Source organism: Mucilaginibacter sp. FW306-07-L (assembly GCF_058782065.1).
The window spans coordinates 2189017-2212169 of sequence record NZ_JBYSXI010000001.1 but is presented as its reverse complement, the minus strand read 5'-3'; the positions used below and the strand labels follow the sequence as shown (position 1 = coordinate 2212169).

General features: G+C 45.1%; 13 protein-coding genes. 9 read left to right on the top strand and 4 right to left on the bottom strand.

Translation table 11 applies throughout. From position 1 onward, the window contains the following. Positions 1–12: 12 nt before the first annotated feature. Genes AC3WJC_RS09625 through AC3WJC_RS09595 form a run of 7 tightly spaced genes read left to right on the top strand, consistent with a single transcriptional unit; the run spans position 13 to position 13170 of the window. Positions 13–3294, top strand: a complete 3282-nt coding sequence (locus tag AC3WJC_RS09625; protein WP_492398868.1) for a VCBS repeat-containing protein — start codon at positions 13–15, stop codon at positions 3292–3294. Beyond that, a complete protein-coding gene (locus AC3WJC_RS09620) occupies positions 3294–4640 on the top strand; it encodes a vanadium-dependent haloperoxidase (protein ID WP_492398867.1) in 1347 nt (448 codons plus the stop codon). Before AC3WJC_RS09625 ends, AC3WJC_RS09620 begins: the two co-directional genes overlap by 1 nt. A gap of 25 nt (positions 4641–4665) precedes the next feature. Beyond that, on the top strand, positions 4666–5889 hold the full coding sequence (locus AC3WJC_RS09615) for an ROK family protein (RefSeq protein ID WP_492398866.1): 1224 nt from the start codon (positions 4666–4668) through the stop codon (positions 5887–5889). Further along, positions 5879–7324 (top strand): alpha-L-fucosidase, encoded by a 1446-nt coding sequence (locus AC3WJC_RS09610; RefSeq protein ID WP_492398865.1) that lies wholly within the window; start codon positions 5879–5881, stop codon positions 7322–7324. The genes AC3WJC_RS09615 and AC3WJC_RS09610 overlap by 11 nt, the downstream gene beginning before the upstream one ends. 26 nt (positions 7325–7350) lie before the next feature. Beyond that, positions 7351–10020 (top strand): glycoside hydrolase family 2 protein, encoded by a 2670-nt coding sequence (locus AC3WJC_RS09605; protein ID WP_492398864.1) that lies wholly within the window; start codon positions 7351–7353, stop codon positions 10018–10020. A gap of 50 nt (positions 10021–10070) precedes the next feature. Beyond that, entirely contained in the window at positions 10071–12323 is a 2253-nt protein-coding gene (locus AC3WJC_RS09600) for a GH92 family glycosyl hydrolase (protein ID WP_492398863.1), read from the top strand. Between the two features lie 13 nt (positions 12324–12336). After that, positions 12337–13170, top strand: coding sequence for a hypothetical protein (locus AC3WJC_RS09595; RefSeq protein WP_492398862.1), 834 nt, complete (start codon positions 12337–12339; stop codon positions 13168–13170). A 3-nt stretch (positions 13171–13173) separates the two neighbouring features. Here AC3WJC_RS09595 and AC3WJC_RS09590 read toward each other — a convergent pair whose 3' ends face one another. Together AC3WJC_RS09590 and AC3WJC_RS09585 are read right to left on the bottom strand one after the other, a co-directional pair. Continuing rightward, positions 13174–15279, bottom strand: a complete 2106-nt coding sequence (locus tag AC3WJC_RS09590; RefSeq protein ID WP_492398861.1) for an alpha-L-fucosidase — start codon at positions 15277–15279, stop codon at positions 13174–13176. A 26-nt stretch (positions 15280–15305) separates the two neighbouring features. Further along, on the bottom strand, positions 15306–17615 hold the full coding sequence (locus AC3WJC_RS09585) for a family 20 glycosylhydrolase (protein ID WP_492398860.1): 2310 nt from the start codon (positions 17613–17615) through the stop codon (positions 15306–15308). A 217-nt stretch (positions 17616–17832) separates the two neighbouring features. Between AC3WJC_RS09585 and AC3WJC_RS09580 the strand changes: the two genes are divergently transcribed. Beyond that, entirely contained in the window at positions 17833–19998 is a 2166-nt protein-coding gene (locus AC3WJC_RS09580) for a glycoside hydrolase family 3 protein (RefSeq protein WP_492398859.1), read from the top strand. 69 nt (positions 19999–20067) lie between these two features. Here the strand turns inward: AC3WJC_RS09580 and AC3WJC_RS09575 are convergent, their stop codons facing one another. Both AC3WJC_RS09575 and AC3WJC_RS09570 read right to left on the bottom strand, forming a co-directional pair. After that, positions 20068–20367, bottom strand: a complete 300-nt coding sequence (locus tag AC3WJC_RS09575; protein WP_492398858.1) for a CHC2 zinc finger domain-containing protein — start codon at positions 20365–20367, stop codon at positions 20068–20070. A 132-nt stretch (positions 20368–20499) separates the two neighbouring features. Beyond that, entirely contained in the window at positions 20500–21555 is a 1056-nt protein-coding gene (locus AC3WJC_RS09570) for a nucleoid-associated protein (protein WP_492398857.1), read from the bottom strand. A gap of 96 nt (positions 21556–21651) precedes the next feature. On the opposite strand from AC3WJC_RS09570, the gene mnmE reads away from it, so the two are divergent. Continuing rightward, the gene (gene mnmE, locus AC3WJC_RS09565) at positions 21652–23013 is read left to right on the top strand and encodes a tRNA uridine-5-carboxymethylaminomethyl(34) synthesis GTPase MnmE (protein ID WP_492398856.1); all 1362 of its coding nucleotides are present in this window, start codon (positions 21652–21654) and stop codon (positions 23011–23013) included. The last annotated feature ends 140 nt before the right edge of the window (positions 23014–23153 follow it).

The window sequence follows — 23153 nt, the reverse complement described above, 5'->3', positions numbered from 1 at the left end:
GATACAGTTATTATGTTCGGCTTGAGATCGTTCGCTTTGTGTGTTACGGCGGCATTTGCGGTGCAAAATGTTGTGCTTGCCCAGCAGCCTTTGTTCAGGCAGCTTGATGCCAAACAAACCGGCATCGCTTTCGCAAACGCGATCAATGAAACGGAATCACTCAATGTACTCTCGTACGAATATTTTTATAATGGTGGGGGCGTAGCCGCGGGCGACATTAATAATGACGGGTTGATCGACCTGCTGTTTACCGCTAATATGCAGCCCAATAAATTGTATCTCAACTTAGGCGGATTAAAATTTAAGGACATCACTAAAGAGGCCTGTAAAGACCTGCCCGGGCGTTCCGGCTCATGGAAAACAGGTGTTACCATGGCCGATGTTAATGGCGATGGTCTTTTAGATATTTACGTATGCTACTCCGGCAAGGTTGAAAATAACCAGCGCCGCAATCAACTCTTCATCAACCAGGGCAATAATAAATTTAAGGAAGAGGCAATCGCCTACGGCCTTGACGATCCCGGTTACAGTACACAAGCCGCGTTTTTTGATTACGATAACGACGGCGACCTCGACATGTTTTTGCTGAACCATAACATCAAGAAAATTGATAACATGGAGCTGGCCCGTTATAAGAGCGAAACGGATATGCTGGCGGGTAATAAACTGTTTGAAAATAATAATAACAAATTTACCGATGTATCAGCTAAAGCCGGCATCATACAAAACCCACTGACTTTTGGTTTGGGTATTGCCGTTGCCGATATTAACAAGGACGGCTGGCAGGATGTGTACGTTACCAACGATTACAACGAGCCCGATTACGTTTACCTGAACAATCACAACAAAACTTTTACCGATGCTTCAAAAAAAATGCTGAGGCATTTGTCGCACTTTTCGATGGGGGTTGATATTGCCGATTATAATAACGATGGCCTGCCCGACATCCTGACTCTTGATATGTTGCCCGAGGATAACCACAGGCAAAAATCATTACAACTGGAAGAAAACTATGAGTCGTTTGAGCTGATGCTTAAGCAGGATCTCTACAAACAATATATGCGTAACATGCTGCAGCTAAACAATGGCGACGGCACCTTTAGCGAAATAGCCAATATGGCCGGCGTAGCCGCGACCGACTGGAGCTGGTGCCCGCTGATAGCTGATTTTGATAACGATGGGTATAAGGACATCTTTATCAGCAACGGTTACTTGCGCGATTATACCAATAAGGATTTTTTACGCTACTGGGGCGATTATAAGATCAAAAAAGCTATGAACAAGGAGCCCTTCCTGCTGATGGAACTGATCAAGGCGATGCCTTCAACCAAATTACCTAACTATATTTTCAGCAATAACCATAACCTCACGTTCAGCAATAAACAAACAGAGTGGGGTATAACCGAATCGGCTATTTCAAATGGCGCGGTGTACGCTGACCTGGATAACGATGGCGATCTGGACCTGGTTGTTAACAACATTAACCAGCCAGCATCCGTGTATGAAAATACCCGCAATACGGCTAACAACAACTATCTCGCTATAAAATTAAATGGCAAAAAGCCAAACACCAATGCTATTGGTGCAAAGGTGTACTTATACAGCACAACAGGTGTACAGTACCAGGAGGTAAACCCTAACCGTGGATATTTAAGCTGCACTTCAACCATACTGAACTTTGGCTTGGGTGATGCCAAAAAGTGTGATTCGGTTAAGGTGATCTGGCCGGATCAAACGGTACAGCTTATAAGCAATCCGGCTATCAATCAGCGGCTGCAGGTTGAGCAAAATTCATCAGCACCATATAAAGAAACTATAGCCGCTGATAAACCTATATTCAGCAAGCAAAAACCGCTGTTGGATTTTACTCAGCAGGCGCTTGCCGTAAATGATTTTAAGCGCCAGTTGCTGATGACGTTTATGTACTCCAAAACATCACCGGTATTAGTAACAGCCGATGTAAATGGTGATGGTTTGCAGGATCTGTACATCAGCAGTGCTGATAATACGACTATTGGCAAGCTGTATTTACAACAGCAAGGCGGTACGTTTAAGCAAACTGACCTGAAACGCAGTAATGATCAAAACATAGGTACCGTTGCCGCGGCTGCTTTTTTTGATGCCAACGGCGATAAATTCCCTGACCTGTACCTCGCTAAAGGTGGTTATGCCAATTACGAGGCAAATACCGGTAACCTGGAAGATGAACTTTATATAAACGATGGTAAAGGCAACTTTACTTGGGCAGCAACAGCTTTGCCATCGCAAACAGGGGCCAGCAGTAAATCATGCGTTCGTTCGTTTGATTTTGATAATGATGGTGATCTTGACCTGTTTGTAGGCGGCAGGGTAGTGCCGGGCAAATATCCAACAGCGCCCGAAAGCTTTTGGTTACTGAATGATGGCAAAGGTAAATTTACCGTCGCCACATCAGCAAAACCGGGTATGGTTACCGATGCGCAATGGGTTGATTTAAATAACGATAAACGTGCAGACCTGGTTGTTTGCGGCGAATTTATGCCGATAACGGTTTTTATGAATACCACGGGCGGCTTTGTTGATAAAACAACCGACTATTTTGCGTCACCGCAAAAAGGCGTGTGGATGTCACTAAAGGTTGCCGACGTAAATGGAGATGGTAAACCTGATATTATAGCCGGCAACATGGGGCTTAATTCGCCGCTTAACGCTTCGGATAAGCAACCCGTAGAATTGTATTATGCTGATTTTGATGGCAATGGTTCCATTGATCCTTTCCTCAATTTTTATGTGCAGGGCAAAACTTATCCGTTTGTGAGCCGTGATGAGTTGAACGAGCAGATCTACCCTATGCGCCGCCGTTTCGCATCATACAGTGCCTATTCAGATGCTACGATGAAAGAAATTTTAACGGCGGATGAACTTTCAAAAGCCGCTAAGCTCGACATCAACACAACACAAACCGCCTGCTTTATTAATAATAACGGCAAGTTTGAAGCAGTTGCTTTACCTCAGCAAGCACAATTTACCGTAACTACCCAAATTTTAACCGGAGATTTTGATAACGATAAAAATATTGATCTGCTATTGCTTGGCAACCACTCTGACAATCGCCTGAAGTTCGGCAGTATTGATGCCGGTTACGGCACACTGTTAAAAGGTGACGGCAAAGGCAAATTTACCTATGTGCCTCAGCAGGTTTCGGGCCTATCAGTAATTGGTGATGTAAAATCGGCAATTGAAATAAAAGCAGGTAAGGATAAGTATTTGATTGTAGGCACAGCCGAGGGGCCGTTGCAATTTTATAACTATTAATGAATAGATTTTTACAAACATTTGGGCTTATAATTTTTCTGTTTGTTGCCACAGCAAGCCGGGCGCAGCAGCGGGCTAAAAGCACCCCCGATTTTATGTGGCCGGGGCACGCCATTAACAATGTAAGCATGGTTATGGTGCATGATGTAGTTAGTCCGCCGGTTGCGGCGAGGTACTACGCTTATTGTATGCTTGGAGCCTATAATATTGTAAGGGCACATAACAATAATCTGCCTCAGCTAAATAAAATTATAAAAAGCTACATACCGGCACATGGCATTGATACGGTAAAAGCGGCCTACGATTACCGCATTGCCAGTTATTACAGCATACTCGAAACCGCTAAACTCATGCTGCCGTCCGGCTTTTTAATAAAAGATGACGAGGACGCTTTTATTATGCTGGTTAAAAAAGCGGGTGTAAAACAGGAGATCATTGATAACTCGATAAGAGTAGGGCAGCAGGCAGCAGCCGACGCGGTTAATTTTTCAAAAGGTGATAGATACAATAAACTAAGCGCCCTAAAACGCTATACCCCATTACAGGGTGAAGGCTACTGGTACCCAACACCACCCGGTTATTTTGAAGCGGTTGAGCCAAACTGGCGCACCATACGCACCATGGTGCTTGATACCGCAACCCAATGTAAACCGGCTCCGCTTACACCATTCAGTAAAGACACATCATCGGTATTTTATAAACAGGTGAAAGAAGTATATCAAGCCTCAAAAAAGCTAACCGACGACCAGATCAACCAGGCCTTGTTTTGGGATTGTAACCCGTTCGCGATAACTACATCGGGGCACATGTCCATCGGCTATAAAAAGATCAGTCCGGGCGGGCATTGGATGCACGTTACCGCCCTGGTGTCTAAACAGGCAAAGCTATCATTTGATGAAACCACCGCTTTGTTAACGCTACAAGGCTTAACCCTGATGGATGCCTTTATTTGTTGCTGGGAAGAAAAATTCGCTACTAATCGCATACGGCCGGAGACATTTATCAACAGGTACATGGATGTTAAATGGCAGCCTATATTACAAACACCGCCATTTCCGGAGTATACCAGCGGGCACTCGGTTATATCAGCCGCGGCGGCTGAGGTGCTAACCTATATACTGGGCGATAATTTTAAATACGATGATGATACCGAGATACCTTTCGGGAGCGGAAAAAGGTCATTCACCTCATTCCGCCGGGCCGCGGATGAAGCAGGCATGTCAAGATTTTACGGAGGAATACACTATATAGAAAGCATAGAAACAGGCAGTACACAAGGAAAAAATGTAGCTGGTTTAATTATAGCCAGGATGAAGGAAGCGGGTATAAGGCCCGGTGTTAAATAATGAAAATATTAGTAAGCGAGAGAATATGTTACACCCTGATCTGTCTGTATTGAATGATAACGCCGGCATTATACAATGTTTGTGTTACAACAACTCGTTATCGGGCACAGAAATAAGTAATTACATCAATAAAAGTATACCTTATACCGTTAAGGTTATAAACGGCCTCATTAAATCGGGCGTTATCGAGAAAAAGGGTTACGCTGATTCAAACGGTGGCCGTAAGCCACTAAAGTATTCGCTCGTGCCCGATACGTTCTTTATCATATCCGTAGCCATGAGCCAGTACGATATTGAATACGCGGTGCTCAACCTTAACAACCAGTTTGTTAAGCCAACGGTTAAGGAAAAAATTGTGATCTATGATATGCAGGCCGATGAACTGGTAAGCCGTATAGATCAGTTTATTAAAAGTACAGGCATATCGCATGACCGTTTTTTGAGCGTAGGAGTAACCATGCCGGGCTTTATAGCTACAGAGCGTGGTATAAACCTGAGCTATCTGCATGTTGATGAAGATACTACCCTGGCTGACAAATTACAGCAGGAACTGGATCTGCCTGTGTTTATTGAAAATGATTCGACTGCGATAGCCCTTGGCGAACAAAAGTTTGGCGCTGCCATGTTGCAGAATGATGCCATGATACTCAACCTGGGCTGGGGCATAGGCCTGGGTATGATACTGGATAACAAGGTATTTCGTGGCCATAGCGGTTTGGCGGGCGAGTTTAGCCATATATCGCTGGTTAATAACGGCAAAATTTGCAAATGCGGCAAGCGTGGCTGCCTGGAAACGGATTCATCGCTCATCGCCATAACAGAGAACGCGGTAACAGAAATGCAGAGCGGCCAGAAAAGCAGCCTCAAAAATTACGAGGTTGTTGATGTGGATGCTATAATCACAGAGGCCATTAAAGGCGATATGCTCTCGGTGAAACTGATCTCCGAAGCGGCATATAACATCGGGCGGGGACTGGCTATGCTAATCCATATCATGAATCCCTCAACCATCGTGTTAAGCGGCAAAGGCAGCGTAATAGGTAAGCTATGGCTGTCGCCCATACAGCAGGCAATTTATGAGCATTGCATACCGCAACTGGCTAATGAAACGGAACTGGTTATCTCTAAATTAAATATGAAAGCCCAATTGTTGGGCGGCTCGGTACTGGTGATTGAACATTTGGGGCAGCCATTAGTGAATAAAATAAACGCGTTACAAAATAAAGCAGTTACCATTTATGATAAGTAGATCTACTATATGCAAAGTGTTTGCAGCAGCGGCAATGCTGTACAGCACCGGTGTTTTAGGGCAGGCGCACAACCTGTCTAAAAAGTACGAAAAACCAACCGATCCGCTGGTAGTGGCCAAACTGGCCGAGTGGCAGGATCTGAAATTCGGCCTATTTATGCACTGGGGTACTTATAGCCAATGGGGCGTGGTTGAAAGCTGGAGCATTTGCCCCGAAGATGAAGGCTGGACACAACGAAAAGGCCCGCATTCAGACACCTACAATAATTATCTGAATGCTTATGAGAACCTGCAAGCCACCTTTAACCCGGTAAAATTCAACCCCGAAAAATGGGTAAAGGCAGCTAACGAAGCCGGTATGAAATACGTGGTGTTTACCACCAAGCATCATGACGGTTTCAGTATGTTTGATACAAAGCAAACGGATTATAAGATAACGGATAAGAAAACACCGTTTTCAACCAACCCAAGGGCGAATGTTACTAAGGAGATATTCAACGCATTCAGGAAACAGAACTTCATGATCGGCGCTTACTTTTCAAAACCCGATTGGCACTCTAAGGATTACTGGTGGCCATACTTTCCCCCAAAAGATCGTAACGTGAACTATGACCCGGCTAAATATCCGGAGCGTTGGGATGCTTTCAAAAAATTCACTTACAACCAGATAGAGGAATTAATGACCGGCTACGGCAAGGTTGATATTTTATGGCTGGATGGCGGCTGGGTTAGGCCGAAAGAAACTATTGATACGGCGGTTGACTGGCAGCGCGGCATTAAATTTAACCAGGATATTGATATGCCCAAGATTGCCGCTATGGCAAGGCAGCACCAGCCGGGTTTAATGGTGATTGACCGTACCGTTGCCGGACAATACGAAAACTATACAACGCCGGAGCAGGAAGTACCCGAGAAACCATTAAGCTATCCGTGGGAGAGCTGTATCACCATGGGGAACTCCTGGAGCTATGTACCCGGCGATAAATACAAATCGGCACGTGATGTTATTGACCTTTTGGTTAAAATTGTATCGCGCGGTGGTAACCTGCTGATGAATATCGGTCCCGGACCTGATGGCGATTGGGACCCTGTCGCTTACGATCGTTTGAAATCGATTGGCGAGTGGATCAAAATCAACGGTGAGGGCATCTATAACTCCCGCGCCGTAGCACCATATTCAAATGGCAACGTGTTCTATACCAAATCAAAAGATAAAAAAATTGCTTATGCCTATGTGTTACCCGAGGGCGAACAAAGTGATAACGTAACTATTAATATTGAGGGTATGGGCAAACCTAAACAGGTAGTGCTAATGGGCGGCAAACAAAAGGTAAAATGGAAGGCCGGTGCTAATGGTATAGTGGTGAGTAATTACCAAGCGCTTTATCAGCAGGCGGGTTTAAAAGAGGCCGCAGGGTTTAAAATCATCTATTAATAAAGTTTAAATAATCATTTATCGTTTTGAAGATCAACAGGAAAAGTATTTTAAAAGCACAGATCGGTTTGGGTTCAGCCTTACTGATGACCCTGAGTCTATCTGCTGCAAAAGCACAAACCACATACGAATTAAATGAAGGCTGGTTATGCAAAAAAGCATCAACCGTACAGGCTGATGGCGTAAAAATGTCGCAAGCGTCATTCGCTACCTCGGGTTGGGAAAAGGCTACCGTACCGGGTACCGTATTAACCACCCAGCTCAATAACAAGCAGGTGCCTGATCCGTTTTACGGGATGAACAACCAGCGCATACCTGATATTTATAAGGTTGGCCGCGATTACTATACTTACTGGTTTGTAAAGGATTTTAAGGAAGCTGCTCCGCAAGGCAATAACCAGATATATCTGAACCTGCGCGGTGTTAATTACAGCTCAGATATTTACCTGAACGGCCATAAACTGAACGCGAAGCTGCATCAGGGTATGTTTTTGCGTCAGCGCTATAATATCAGCAAATGGTTATCTAAAAGCGGTAATAACCGTTTAGCCATTATTGTTCACCCGCCCGATGTGGTGGGCAACCCTAACGGTGGCCAGGGTGGCGATGGTACCATTGCCAAAGGCGTAGGCCTGCAATATACCGCCGGTTGGGACTGGATTCAGCCCATGCGCGACCGTAACACCGGTATTTGGGATAAGGTGATTATCGAAAAAACAGGTGCTGTCGCGGTTATCAATCCACATGTAATTACATTGGTTCCGGGGGTGCGCAAGCCTGAAGGCCCGCAAGCCCCGGCTACTATTAAGGTGGCTACTACGGTACAAAACCCAACCGCGCAGGCGGTAACCGGTACGCTGCGTTACACCATTGCAGGCGGTACGGTTTCAAAAAAGATTACCTTAAAGCCGTCATCTTCAATGGATGTTCAGTTGGATGATTATGTACTTAAAAACCCGAAATTGTGGTGGCCTAATGGTTACGGCGAGCAAAACCTGTATAACCTGCGGGTTGAGTTTGTTACTGCCGATAACAAGGTATCATCAAAAGAAGATGTTGAGGTAGGCGTTAGGCAGATCACCACCAACTGGAACGAAAAGACCGAAAGCCGCCAGGTTAATGTGAACGGCCAAAAGATATTCATCAAAGGCGGTAACTGGATCATATCTGATGCGATGTTGCGTTTTTCGGATATGCGTTATGATGCCGAGGTTCGCTATCACCATGATATGAACCTGAACCTCATCCGCATCTGGGGCGGCGCTATTGTAGAGCGCCCCGAGTTTTACAAGGCCTGCGATAAATATGGTTTACTGGTATTCCAGGATCTGTGGGGATCGGGCGATTGTAACGGTCGTTGGGTTGACCCAATGAAGGCTGAAGACCAATGGACACGTCGAAAATACCCGGATGATCATGATCTGTACATGCGTTCCGTGTCTGACCAGGTGAAAATGGTGCGTAACTACCCGTCGCTGGCCTTATGGTGCGGCGGTAACGAGATCACGCCTCCGCAGGATATCCTGGCCGCCTTGCAGGATACCGTATTCCCTAAGCTTGATCCAACCCGTTGGTTCGTATCTTACTCAAACTCTGAGCTAATGTCGCGCAATGTATTGGGTGGTAATGGTGATGGTCCTTACGGCATCCAGCCATTATCCGTTTTCTGGGATTTTAAAACTTATCCTTTCAATTCCGAGGTTGGCTCGGTAGGCGTAAGTGATTATACCTCATTAAAAAGGTTCATCCCTAAAGAAAATATGGTTGCGCCGGAGTTTGACGCGTCGACCGGTAAATCAAAGGTGGATTCGGTATGGGATTATCATAAGTATATTGGTTATGATGGCTTTATTGATAAATACGGTAAAGTTAAAGATGCTGAGGACTTCGCCAATAAAGCCCAGTTAGTTAATTACGATCAGTACCGCGCCCTGATGGAGGGCTTCAGCTCGCACATGTGGGATTGGTATACCGGTGTTATCATCTGGAAAACACAAAACCCGTGGACCGCCATGCGCGGCCAGATGTATGATTATTACCTCGACCCGAACGCTTGCCTGTACGGATTGACCAATGGCAGCCAACCGCTGCACATTATGTATAACCCCGGCGATGGTATGGTGATGGTAGCCAACAATACCTTTAAAACCCACACCAACCTGATGATCGTGGCCAAGATACTTGACCTTGATGGTAAGGAAACACCGATCACGCAAGTATTCGCTGATGTTACGCCGACCACAACCAAAAGGTACTTGTCGGTTAAAAAGCAATTGGATGAAGTAGCAAAGGATAAGGGCGCGTTCCTGGTATTGCAATTACAAGATCATACGCAAAAAATAATCAGCGAAAATATTTACTGGGTAGCTGATGCCAAGGGCGAGTATTCAGGTTTAAAAAACATGGCCGCATCAAAAGTAACCGCTACGGCTAAAAAGGTAGCTAACGGTAAGGTTGAGGTAACTTTAACCAACCCGGCTAACGCGCCGCTGGCATTCTTTAACCGTGTATCATTAGTAAACAGTAATACCAAAGAGCGCATGTTGCCTGTTTTTTATAATGACAACTATGTATCGGTATTACCGGGTACAAGCAAAACAATAACAATTGATTACGATCCGAAACTGCATACCGCCACACCGGCAGTAACCGTTAGCGGATGGAACTTAAAGGAAACAAGCATCGCCGTTAATTAAAAATTACGGCTAAATCGGCAGGCTGTTTAATAGCCTCTAAATAAAAAAAAATGAAAAAAAATATTTTCTTGCTGTTTGCCTTTGCAGCCTTATACGGTGGAGTATATGGGCAGGGCAAACCAACGGGCCTTTCAAAATATGTTGATCCGTACATCGGTACGGGTTTTCATGGTCACGTATTTATGGGGGCAAACGTGCCCTTTGGCGCGGTACAGTTAGGCCCGGTAAATGTATCTGAGGGTTGGGATTGGTGTTCAGGCTATCATATCAGCGATACCACCATTGTGGGCTTTAGCCATACCCGCCTGAGTGGTACCGGTATCGGCGATCTGGGTGATATCGCCCTGATGCCAACTACAGGCCCTATCAAGGTTGCCAAAGGCAGCGTTGAAAATCCAGAATCAGGTTTTATCTCCACATTCAACCGTTCATCCGAAACTGCGCAGGCCGGTTTTTATGCCGTAAAGCTAAATCGTTATAATATCAGCGTTAAATTAACTACAACACCACGAGTAGGCTTTCATGAATACACCTTCCCTAAAAACGATCAGTCACACATCGTGATCGACCTGCAGCAAGGTATAGGCTGGGACAGGCCGGTTAAAACATCGCTTACCCTGGTTAACGATACCACCATCACCGGTTACCGTTTCTCCGAAGGTTGGGCGCAGGATCAGCGGATCTATTTCACAATGATCCTTTCGAAACCTGTTAAAACCTTAACCGTTTATGATAGTACCACGGTTAAAACCGGTACCTCTATCGAGGCTGTTAAGGCTAAGGGGGTAGTAACCTTTGCTACTAAGGACGGTGAAAAGGTTTATGTTAAGGTAGGTATATCGCCGGTAAGTGCCGAGAACGCAGCGCTTAACCTGAAAACCGAATTGCCGGGCTGGGATTTTGCAGGTACCGTAACCAAGGCACAAGCCGCCTGGGATAAAGCACTGGGTAAAGTGGCCATTACCACGCCCGATGAGGATAAGAAAAAGGTGTTTTACACAGCGATGTATCACACTATGATAGCGCCATCTACCTTTAATGATGTTAACGGCGATTATTGGGGAACCGATAAAAAGGTGCATAAAAACGAGGGTTTCAATAACCTGACCACCTTTTCGCTATGGGATACCTACCGTGCTGCCGACCCGATGTATACCCTGCTTCATCCTGAGCGAGTGAGCGATATGGTGAACACCATGCTGGCCATCTATAAGCAACAGGGTAAACTTCCTGTATGGCATCTTATGGCTAATGAAACCAACTGTATGGTGGGTTACAGTGCTATACCTGTAATGGTTGATGCATACCTGAAGGGTTACAAAGGTTTTGACGAAAAGCTGGCCTGGGAAGCGGTAAAAGCTACGGCCATGGGCGATGAGCGCGGCATCAAATTCGTAAAATCAATGGGTTATGTACCTGCGGATAGTACAGCCGAATCGGTATCAATGGGTTTGGAGTATGCTTTGGCAGACTGGAGCGCGGCGCAGATGGCCAAAAAGATGGGTAACACGGCCGATTACGAATACTTTATGAAACGCGGTAATTATTACAAAAACTACTTCGATAGCAAAACCGGTTTCTTTCGTGCTAAACTGGCTGATGGTAAGTTTAAGGAACCGTTTGATCCGTTCCGTTCCATACACGAGCGTGGCGATTATACCGAGGGTAATGCATGGCAATACCAATGGCTGGTGCCGCAGGATGTTGAGGGTTTGATTAAGCTGCTGGGTGGCGATAAAAAATTCACCGCCAAGCTGGATACGTTTTTTGTGGCCAAAGGCGATATGGGATCCGAAGCATCAAATGATATTTCGGGTTTGATAGGCCAGTACGCGCACGGTAACGAACCGAGCCACCACATTACTTACCTCTATACTTATGCCGGTCAGCCCTGGAAAACGGCCGAAAAGGTACGCTTCATCATGAAGGATTTTTATACTACCAAACCTGATGGCATCATCGGTAACGAGGATGTTGGGCAGATGTCTGCCTGGTATGTTTTATCATCATTAGGTTTTTACCCGGTTAACCCGGCTAACGGCAACTATGTGTTTGGTAGCCCGCTGTTTAACGAGGCGGTGATCAACCTGCCGGAGGGCAAAAAGTTCAAACTTACCGCACGAAATAACAGCGACGAAAATAAATACATTCAAAGCGTTACTTTAAATGGAAAACCATACACAAAAGCTTATATTAGCCATACCGAATTAATGAAGGTCGGCGAACTGATTTTTGTAATGGGCAACAAACCCAACCTTAAGTGGGGTACAAAAGCGGCGGATCGCCCGTATTCCATGAAGTAAACTGATTGATGTAATGATGCCGCTCAAGGCAATTTTGTTAAACCGTACTTTAAATACCGGCGCTGTAAAGCCGGTATATATCATACTGCAATGCGCCGTAGCCATGTGTTTTATTGGCCACGGCGCATTTGGCATTATAACCAAACCCATCTGGTGCAACTATTTTGCCGTAGCCGGGATAGGTGAGGCTATGGCTTACAAACTGATGCCTGTGATTGGTGTGGTTGATATTTTAATGGGCATCAGCATACTGATCTACCCGACACGGGCAGTTACGCTCTGGTTGGTTATCTGGGGTTTAATTACCGCATCCATGCGCCCACTCTCCGGCGAGCCTTTTGCCGAGATGATAGAACGAGCCGGTAATTACGGCGCGCCGCTGGCATTACTTTTATTGTGCGAATTCAGGCCGGGTGTTAAATCATTATTTAGTAAGATGAAACAGCCGGTTGCTGTGGGCGCTGATCGTTTACAGATAGTGCAATTAGCTTTGCGCATAGCGGCGTTTTTGCTGCTAACCGGGCATGGCTGGTTAAACCTGCTGCACAAAAAGGGATTGATTGGGCAATACAATGCGCTGGGTTTCCGCCAGGTTGAAAACGTGGCTTTGGTGAACGGCATTGTTGAAATAGCCGCGGCTGTGTTTATTTTGGTTCGACCGAATCGTACGGTATTGCTGATATTCTTTATATGGAAAGTAGCAACCGAGCTTTTATATCCGCAACACGCTGCTTTTGAGTGGATAGAAAGGGGCGGAAGTTACGGTGTTTTATTGGCTTTATGGTTTATTTGCGCGCCGCATACCAAAGCAGTACACGGCGCACAAAAAACAGTTATTATATCCTGATAATTACTTAGAGCGAACGCCAACCTCGGCAACTGCTACCCCATTTCCGCTGACCACATGATCGGCCCGGAATTTGAAATACCTTGCTTTTACCGGTGCATTCAGCTTTACCTCCTGCTCAACAGGGTTGGCTTTGATGTTGGAAAATTCGCCTTTGGCGGCTTCTTTCCAGTCGGTACCATTATCGCTTACATAAAAGGTATAGCGGTCAACAATTCCCTCGGTTTTCTTATCCTGTCGTGGCAAGTAGGTAAATGTGCTGATGGTTTGCACAGTGCCCATATCTACAACCAGCTCCGTTGGTTTAAAACTTGCTGATGTATCCTTTTGCAAGGTGTTCCAAACCGAACGGTAATTCTCGTCAATAGCTTGTGCGGCATCGTTGTTAACGGCGTTTAACAGTTTCCAGTCTTTTTTATTGAGGCCGAATTTTACATTAGCAACCTCGCTGGTTACATCGCCATCCACTGCTATGGCCTTAACAATACCGCCATCGGTCAATACAAATGTCTGGTTATATGGGGTGGATGATTTGGTTGGTGTGCTGCCATCCAGCGTATAATAAATTTTTGATACAGGCGCATCGGTACTGATAGTAACCTCGCCGCTGCTGGTTTTACTGATAGTTGGCGCGGTAACGTGTACCGGCTCCTTATACAAACCAAAATCGCTCAGCGCGATGCTTACCGGCGATTTTACAATACGCAGCCTCACCTTATTAGCCGTAACGTTTTGCGGTAATCGAATTAATCGTTTTGAGCCGATGCTGGTGGCCGTAGCTACCTGTTTCCACTCGCCGTTTTGATAAGCATCAACAGCAACTTCCTCAATACGCTGCCCTAACTTAATATTTTCGCGCAGTTGGATCACGTTAAAGCTAACCGGCTTTTTAAAGCTCAGGGTAAGCGTAGGGGTATTCACCTGGTCATCCGTTGCCCAGTACGAGAAAGGGTCAGTATCCGTCAGGAATTTAGTGCCATATAATTTGCTGTTCTTACCACGAGTGTTACTGGCTGTAATTTCGGCATCCTTAGCAAAATTAACCGAGAATGTTTGCTTCAATAATTCGCCGAAGGCCTTCAGCTTGGCTACATCATCGGCATCTATCACCCCATCACGGTTAGGCGATAAACCCAGATCCAGCGCCGCGCCACGGCCAACACTTTTGTAATACAGATCAAGCAGGGTATAAGGCGATTTAGCCATACCATCCTGACTGGCATGGTAAAACCATCCCGGACGGAAAGGTACATCACACTCCGCAGGCATCCAGTATTTACCGTTGCGTGTTCCCTCAATACCTAATTCATACAGCACCTCGCCGTTCGCCGGTTCTTTACCCGGTTGCGAAGGCTTTGGTGTGTAGGTTGCCCAGCTTGTTTCGCCGGCATGGCCTTCTTCATTACCTACCCAGCGCACATCGGGCCCAACATCGCCGAATATGGTTGCACCGGGCTGCATTTTACGGGTAATGGCCCAGGTGTTTTGCCAATCGTAATAAGTGGTGCGGTCTATTTTGCGTGACTCGTTAGCGCCGCCATAGTAGCCGTCGCCACCGTTGGCACCATCATGCCATGATATAAATAACTTGCCGTAGTTGCTGTATAATTCGCGCAACTGCTGCTGGTATATCTTCAGGTATTCAGGCTTGCCATAAAAGGCATTGTTCCTGTCCCAGGGCGAGCAGTATAAGCCTAACTGCATACCCAGTTTTTCACAGGCTAACTGGTATTCTTTAACCATATCGCCCTTGCCGTTTTTCCAGGCGGCTTTGCTGATATTGTGTTCGGTAGTTTTGGTTGGCCACAGGCACAGGCCATCGTGGTGTTTGGCCACCATAACAATCCCCTTAAAACCTCCATCCTTAGCCGCCTGTACAATCTGCACGGCATCAAACTTTGCCGGGTTGATGAGCTTTGGGTCTTCATTGCCAAAACCCCATTCTTTATCGGTATAAGTATCAACGCCATAGTGTATTATGCAATACATCTCCAGCTTATGCCAGTTAAGCTGCGCTGCCGATGGCGTTACACCATAAGGCTTAGGCGCAGGCTGACTAAAGGCCAAAGCACTTTGTAACAATAGGGAGGCGAGAGCGATTTTTTTCATTCGGTGTATCGATCTAAAAAGTTCAATTAATGTTTTAACCACGATGCCGGTATTTCGGCAGGTGCGGAACCGTCCTTACTGTAAAGCAGTTTTAGCGCGTAACCGCCGCCGCCTTCTAAAAAGTTAAGCTCAAAAGGTTGCTGGCCTTTTTTAAGCGCTACCTGCCCGCTCTTTTCAATTGCCGAGTGCATTGCCTCGTTATCCACCACCAGGCGGTCGGCTATTTTAAGCACGCCGCCATCATCGCAGGTTAAGTAAAAGGTGTATACGCCATCCGCAGGAATATCAAGATAGCCCCTGTATTTCAGGCCGAAGCTTGGCGCAGTGGCCTCTTTGGGTACAATAACAGTGCTTTCGGTTAAAGCCTGATTCTTCGCCGTGTCAGGTATCAGCGTGGTTTTTTTATAGAACGCCGGGAAATAGCGCACCGCCAAACCTGCCTGTAAGCCTGTTTTGTTCACCGGTTCGGCAAGGGTTTGCTTTACATATTTTAGATTATACAGATCACCGCGAACGCCCGATGCGGTGTATGCCGCCAAACGAATGTTTTGCGATTGCGTGATCTTTAACGGGCCGGTCAATTCGGTCGACTGCTGCGTTGGCAAAGAGCCATCGGTAGTATAAAATATTTTTAAGCCCGATAACGGTTTGTTCACACTCAAGGTAGTTTCATCGGTAAATACACTGCTTTCAACCAGCTCGGTAAAGTCGGGCAGGCGATAATGTATTTTCAATGCATCAAAACGTGGATATTGTTTCAGCAAACGTTCCTGATAGCTTTTGTAATCCTTTTTATTGGTCCATAAAACCTCGGCAAGGGCAGTTATCCGTGGAAATACCATATAATCCGCGCGGTTTTCTGTCGGGATGCGTTCGCTCCAAACATTGGCCTGTGCGCCGATCACGTTAGCGGCTTCCTGTTTATTCAGTTTTTCGGGTATCGGGTTAAAATGGTACACATTGTAAACCGAGTTCTGGTCCGGATCGTTATCAAAATACAGCGGGTTTCCCGGTGTCATGATCACCTTGTTGCCATTCTTAGCTGCCTTTACCGGTGCATTAGGTACCCAGCTACGCCAGTACATTACTACGGCGGTCGAGCTGATGCCATCCTCCAGTATCTCATCCCAACCGATCAGTTTTTTGCCATTCCTATTAAAGAATTTCTCCATCCGGTTAATGAAATAGCTTTGCAGTTCGGCTGATGTTTTCAACCCCTCTTTGGCCATCATGGCTTTGCAGGCTTCAGATTCGCCCCAACTGGTACGGTCAACCTCGTCGCCGCCAATATGAATATACTTGCTCGGGAACAGCACGAATATCTCTTTAAAAACATTCTCGGCAAATTCGTAAGTGCTCTCGTTACACGGGCATATCGGCGTAGTAAAAAGCTCGCCCCATTTGCTGCCCCCGGTGCACGAAAGGAAAGGATAGTTATTGATCGCCGCCATCATGTGCCCCGGCATATCAATTTCGGGGATGACGTCAATATGTCTTTTCATGGCGTAGGCAATCACATCCTTCATTTGCGCCTGGGTGTAAAAGCCGCCGTAAAGTGTTTTGCCGTCGCGTTTGATGATGTGTTTCGGGTCGATGGCAAAATCCGGGTTATCCTTTGATCTTTCGATACAAGCTGAATCCTGGTTGTTAAAGGTGCGCCACGCGCCAAACTCGGTAAGCTTGGGGTATTTCTTGATCTCGATGCGCCAGCCCTGATCGTCCGTTAAGTGCAGGTGCAGCTTGTTGAATTTATATAAGGCCAGGCGGTCGATATATTTCTTTAAATAATCAACAGAGAAAAAGTGACGGGATACATCCAGATGCATACCACGCCAGGCGTAAGCAGGCTGATCGGTAATTTGAACAGCAGGCAAGGTAAGTGTGTAGCTTTTATCTTTTTCAATACGTTCCACAGCAACAGGTAATAACTGGCGCAAGGTTTCAACCCCTCTGAATATACCTGCCGCAGTTTTTGCCGCTAAAGTTACTTTTTGTGATGTGATAGTTAACCTGTAACCTTCATCAGCAGTGATGGTATTATCCGTAACAAACCGAATCACATTATTTGATGCTGCGCCATAAGCAAGCGGCATATCACCATTGCCAATAAGCTGATTAAGCAGCTCCGCCTCCTGCAAATACTTACCGGCCGGAAGCATAATTTTAGTTTTACTATTAATAGTAAATGTGCCTCCACCTTTAATTACCGATTGCGGGTAGGGTATAAGGTTAACCACGGGCGATACCGTTTGGGCATTAAGTATTGAAAAGTGCGCTATAGTATTAAGAAGTGCAACTCCTACAGCAATAATAAATTTCGACTGTCTGCTTATCATTATACAGATTTATGATTGAGGTTAAAATCAGATAAAATATTACTAATAATTTCTGATAACTATAAAATCCAATTATCAATTCAGATCTTAAAACAAATTAAAATATTTATAAAATCCTATTTAACTTTTATAAAAATTTAAAATGTATTTATTTTCCGAAATTTATTAATATTCTTGTATATCTCAATGCAACCGATTGCATTAATTTTGATGAACTATGACAATTAAGCCAAATATTAAGTACGTGCTGTTAGCCGCGACTTGTACATGTAATTTTATCAGTAACGCGCAAAAACAACCCAAGTTCAGGGATGCAAGCCAACCCATTAATACAAGAGTAAAGGCACTGATCACTGAATTGACCTTACCCGAAAAGGCTTCATTGATGGGTTATCGTAGCGCCGAGGTACCACGCTTGGGTATACCCGCTTATAACTGGTGGAATGAAAGTTTGCATGGTGTGGCAAGGGCAGGCGAGGCCACGGTTTTTCCGCAGGCTATTGCCATGGCGGCAACGTTTAATGATGATCTGGTAAATGAAATAGCAGGGGCAATTTCAACCGAGGCGAGGGCTAAATATAATCTGTCAACTGCTCAAAACAGGCGTTTGATGTATATGGGGTTAACCTTTTGGTCGCCCAATATTAATATATTTCGTGACCCGCGCTGGGGACGTGGACAGGAAACTTACGGGGAAGACCCGTTTCTGACGGGTACCATAGGCAGCGCTTATATTAAAGGTATGCAGGGGAATGATCCGGCTCACCTCAAAACATCGGCCACAGCTAAACACTTTGCCGTACACAGCGGCCCGGAGGCGCAGCGTGATTTTTTTGATGCCAAGGTTGATGAAAAGGATCTGCGTGAAACTTACCTATACGCTTTTCATAAATTGGTTGACGCTGGTGTTGAATCGGTAATGACGGCCTACAACCGGGTTAACGGCGTACCAACATCCACCAATAAAAAACTGATAACACAGATATTACGTGGCGAGTGGGGCTTTAAAGGCCACGTAGTTACCGATTGCGGCGCACTGGACGATATTTATTTAACGCATAAGGTACTACCCGATAAAGTATCGGTTGCGGCGGCGGCTATAAAGGCTGGTACCAATTTGGATTGCTCAAGCATTTTTCAGAGTGACATTGTAAATGCGATCAATAAAAAACTGATCACCGAAAGAGAGGTTAACGAATCCCTTTCGCAGGTTTTGCGTACCCAATTTAAGCTCGGCTTTTACGATGAACCGGCAAAATCACCCTACGCGGGCTACGGTGCAGATAGTGTACATAACGATTACCACATAGCCCTTGCCCGCAAGGCGGCGCTGCAAAGTATGGTATTGCTTAAAAACGAAAAGAATATTCTGCCTTTAAATAAACAAGACTATTCAAGCATTATGGTGGTTGGTTCGAGCGCGGCTTCGTTAGATGCGCTGGTAGCCAACTACCACGGAGTGAGCGGCCGTATGGTGAATTTTGTGGAGGGTATAACCGCTGCAGTTGGTCCGGCTACCAGGGTTGAGTACGATTTAGGCTCAGGCAATAAAGATACCACCCACTTTGGCGGTATATGGGCTGCCGGAAACGCGGATGTTACCGTGGCCGTAGTAGGTTTAACACCGGTTTTGGAGGGTGAGGCGGGTGATGCTTTCCTATCTGAAAGCGGTGGCGATAAAAAGACTTTGAGCCTTCCGGCAGATAACATCGCTTTTTTGAAGGAACTGCGTAAAAAGGTTACCAAGCCTATCATCGCGATAGTCACTTCAGGCAGTGATGTTGATATTGCCGAGATTGCCCCTTATGCCGATGCCATTATACTGGCCTGGTATCCCGGCGAGCAGGGCGGTAACGCGCTGGCTGATATATTATTTGGCAAATATTCGCCATCAGGCCACTTACCGCTTACTTTCTATAAGTCGATCAATGATCTGCCTGCGTATGATAATTACAATATGAAGGATCGTACCTACCGTTACTTTACAGGTCCGGTGCAGTACCCGTTTGGTTTTGGTATGAGTTACACCTCATTTAAGTTCGACTGGAAAATGCAGCCACAAAAAAGCTACAGCGCTAAGGATTCAATCACCGTATCTGTTAACGTAACCAATACCGGCGCTATGGATGGCGATGAAGTGGTGCAGGCCTACATCAAGTATCCGCAAGCCGAGCGCATGCCGCTAAAGGAGTTAAAAGGCTTTAATCGTGTAACCGTTGCTAAAGGCGGCCAGCAAACGGCTACTATCAAAATACCGGTAAGTGATCTGCAAAAGTGGGATATGAAAGCCAATAAATGGAAATTATATCCGGGTAACTATACGCTCAACATAGGTAATAATTCGGCTGATGAAAGTTTAACGGCAAGCTTTACTATCAAGTAACTATAAAGTACATTAAACAACAAAGGAGAAGCTGATCAGCTTCTCCTTTGTTGTTATGATATATTATTTTTATACCGCGCGAAGATCATGAACAAGGCCAAGTTTAACAGCCAACCGACCGGCAATTTCATCACGACCTTTACCTTCAACGGCCATTAAAAACTCAATAGGGCCGCCCTCTTTACCGCAGCCAAAGCACTTAAAAGTATTTTTTTCCTGCGATACCATAAGCGATGCAGACAGATCAGGATGGAACGGACAGCGGCCTTTTAAGGCTTTACGGCTATCCTGCAAAGGCAGGTAGGCAGAAATGATGTTAACAATAGAGGCTTTGGCTTGAATATGTAAGATCAGTTCGTTAGACGGCATGGATATAATCTTGTTTTGCAGGTATCAAAAATAATAAAAAAGCCTTATTTATAGTGGTTAAAGCATAAATAAGGCTTTTCATTGTATTTAATTGAATGCCAGTTTCATCAAATGGTATTAGCAAGAAAAGTACTACTGCTCTTCCTTAAAAAATACTTTGTAATAGTTCATGGCCTTATCATCATCAAACCCTTTTTCAATCAAATCCTTATCGCCATGAATATAGATATGGAAGTTGCGGTCGAGTTTTAACACGCTTTTGTACACGCGCGCCTGTTTTTTTACCGCGTTAGTAGAGATTTCAAAACTATCGGCAATGGGCGTTTCAAACTCATCCTCGTATTGCTGCTTATAGTTTTTGAAGGATTCGATGGCCTGCTCATTACCAATTACTTCACCGGTAAACTCATCCATATCAAAGGTTTCTTTCTCCTTAAAATATTTCATGCTGCGGTTCAGCAGGTCAATCTTGTCGGCCTTGCTCATTTCAAACTCATCATCCATTTTTTGGGTAACAAAGTTTTTATATACGCTGAGCGTGTTGGCGGTTTGGTTAAAATTATCATTACGGATTTTTAATTTCAGAAAATCGTCCTTCCAGTATACCGCGGCATCCTGACTGTTGCCGGTTTTATCAATTACCACTACTTTATAGCCATCTTCTTTAGCGGAGTTAAAAATGAGGCAGCCCTTGTCCAACTTATTAATGTTGATGCCATTTTCCTCGTAATCCATTTTAAAGCCGCCCTTGTCGGGGTATACTTTAAGGTAAGTTTCCTTAGTTTCTGATTTAAAAATGCCAATGGCATCCAAAAGCTCGCCCTCTATCTGTACATTGTTAAATAAGCCAATATATACTTCGCCCGATTTTATTTTAGGGTGATTGGAAACGCTGTACAAATGCTTGGCCATCTGTTGCGATAGTTCATGAAAGCACTCATTAACCTCAAATATCTGCGTGGCAAAATTGTAAATCTCGTTCAGGTTGATATCGCTATGATGCATCAGGTGATATACCTCGTTCGTTTTTTCAAATGGTGTTAAAAAATACTGCATCAACAGGCGGGGTATCATCTCATCCTTCAGGTCAAGCGGTTCATCGGAGAGGGAGTACATTTCATCCTGTGTCTGGTTGCCTACGTGGTGAACGGATAGGATGTCTAAAAAAGTTTCAAAAGAGGTAATCATAATCAGGCTTCAAAGATGCTGTTTTTTTCGGGATGACATACGCCTGATGCTGCATTGTTGAAAGTTGACGATTTATGCCGAACTTTGCCGCTGAATATGATATTTCAGGAAGACACAATTGTAGCGCTTGCCACACCTAACGGAATAGGTGCAATCGGCGTTATCCGCCTTTCAGGCCCCGAAGCCATTAACATTGCCAACAATGTTTTTAAAGGAAAGGATTTAACCACCCAAGCATCGCACACCATACATTTTGGTCATGTGGCCGATGGCGATGTGTTGCTTGATGAGGTGCTGATGTCGTTATTCGTAGCGCCACGCTCATATACCCGCGAAAACGTGGTGGAGATATCATGCCATGGATCGAATTATATTTTAGAAAGCATTATCCGTTTGCTGATAAAAAAAGGAGCAAGGGCCGCCAAACCGGGTGAATTTACACTCCGTGCTTTCCTGAACGGGCAGCTCGACCTGTCGCAAGCCGAAGCGGTTGCTGACCTGATTGCCGCCAATTCAAAAGCATCGCAGCAGGTAGCTTTGCAGCAATTACGTGGCGGTTTCAGCAACCAGCTAACTGCGTTGCGCGAGCAGTTGGTACAGTTTGCATCGCTGGTTGAACTGGAACTCGATTTTTCGGAAGAAGATGTGGAATTTGCCAACCGCGGTCAGCTAAAGCAACTGGTGGTTGATACCCTGAAAGTTACAGGCGGACTGATACGATCATTCGAGTTAGGTAACGTTATAAAGCAGGGAGTAAACACGGTAATTGCCGGCCGGCCTAATGCCGGTAAATCAACTTTGTTGAATGCGCTGCTGAATGAAGAACGCGCCATTGTGAGCCACATTGCCGGTACTACCCGCGATACGATTGAAGAAGTGCTGAATATAAATGGCATCAATTTCAGGCTCATAGATACCGCCGGCATACGCGAAGCTACCGATGCCATTGAGCAGATAGGGGTAGAGCGTACCATGGAAAAGATAAGCCAGGCACCATTAATTATTTATGTTTATGATGTCGCGCAATTGAGCATTGAGGAGCTTAATGCCGATATTGAAAAACTACGCCGGCCCAATGTAAATATGCTTTTGGTAGCCAATAAGATAGATCTGTTAAACCAGGAGCAATTGAAGAGGTTGCCGAACGGTGTTATCCCCATATCAGCAGATAAAAAGCAGCAGATTGATGAACTGAAAAACAGCATCTACCAAGCTGCTGTAAAAGAAGAATTAACAGGCAACGAAACGCTGGTAACCAACATACGCCACGTAGAGGCCCTGCAAAAAACAGAAGACGCGCTAAACCGTGTGCTTAATGGCATAGAGGGCTCCATCACATCCGACTTTTTAGCGATGGATATAAAACAGGCCTTACACTATTTAGGAGAAATTACCGGCACCGTTACAACAGATGATCTGCTGGATAATATCTTCAGTAAGTTCTGTATCGGAAAGTAGTTATAGTTTACATGTTGTATATGTTTATTATTGTTTGACTATCAATATTTTATATTTAATTATTCGTTATTTTATCTTTTTATTATGCTAAACTTTGTTATATATTGTTGTTTTTGTACCCGAGCAACATATTAAGTAAC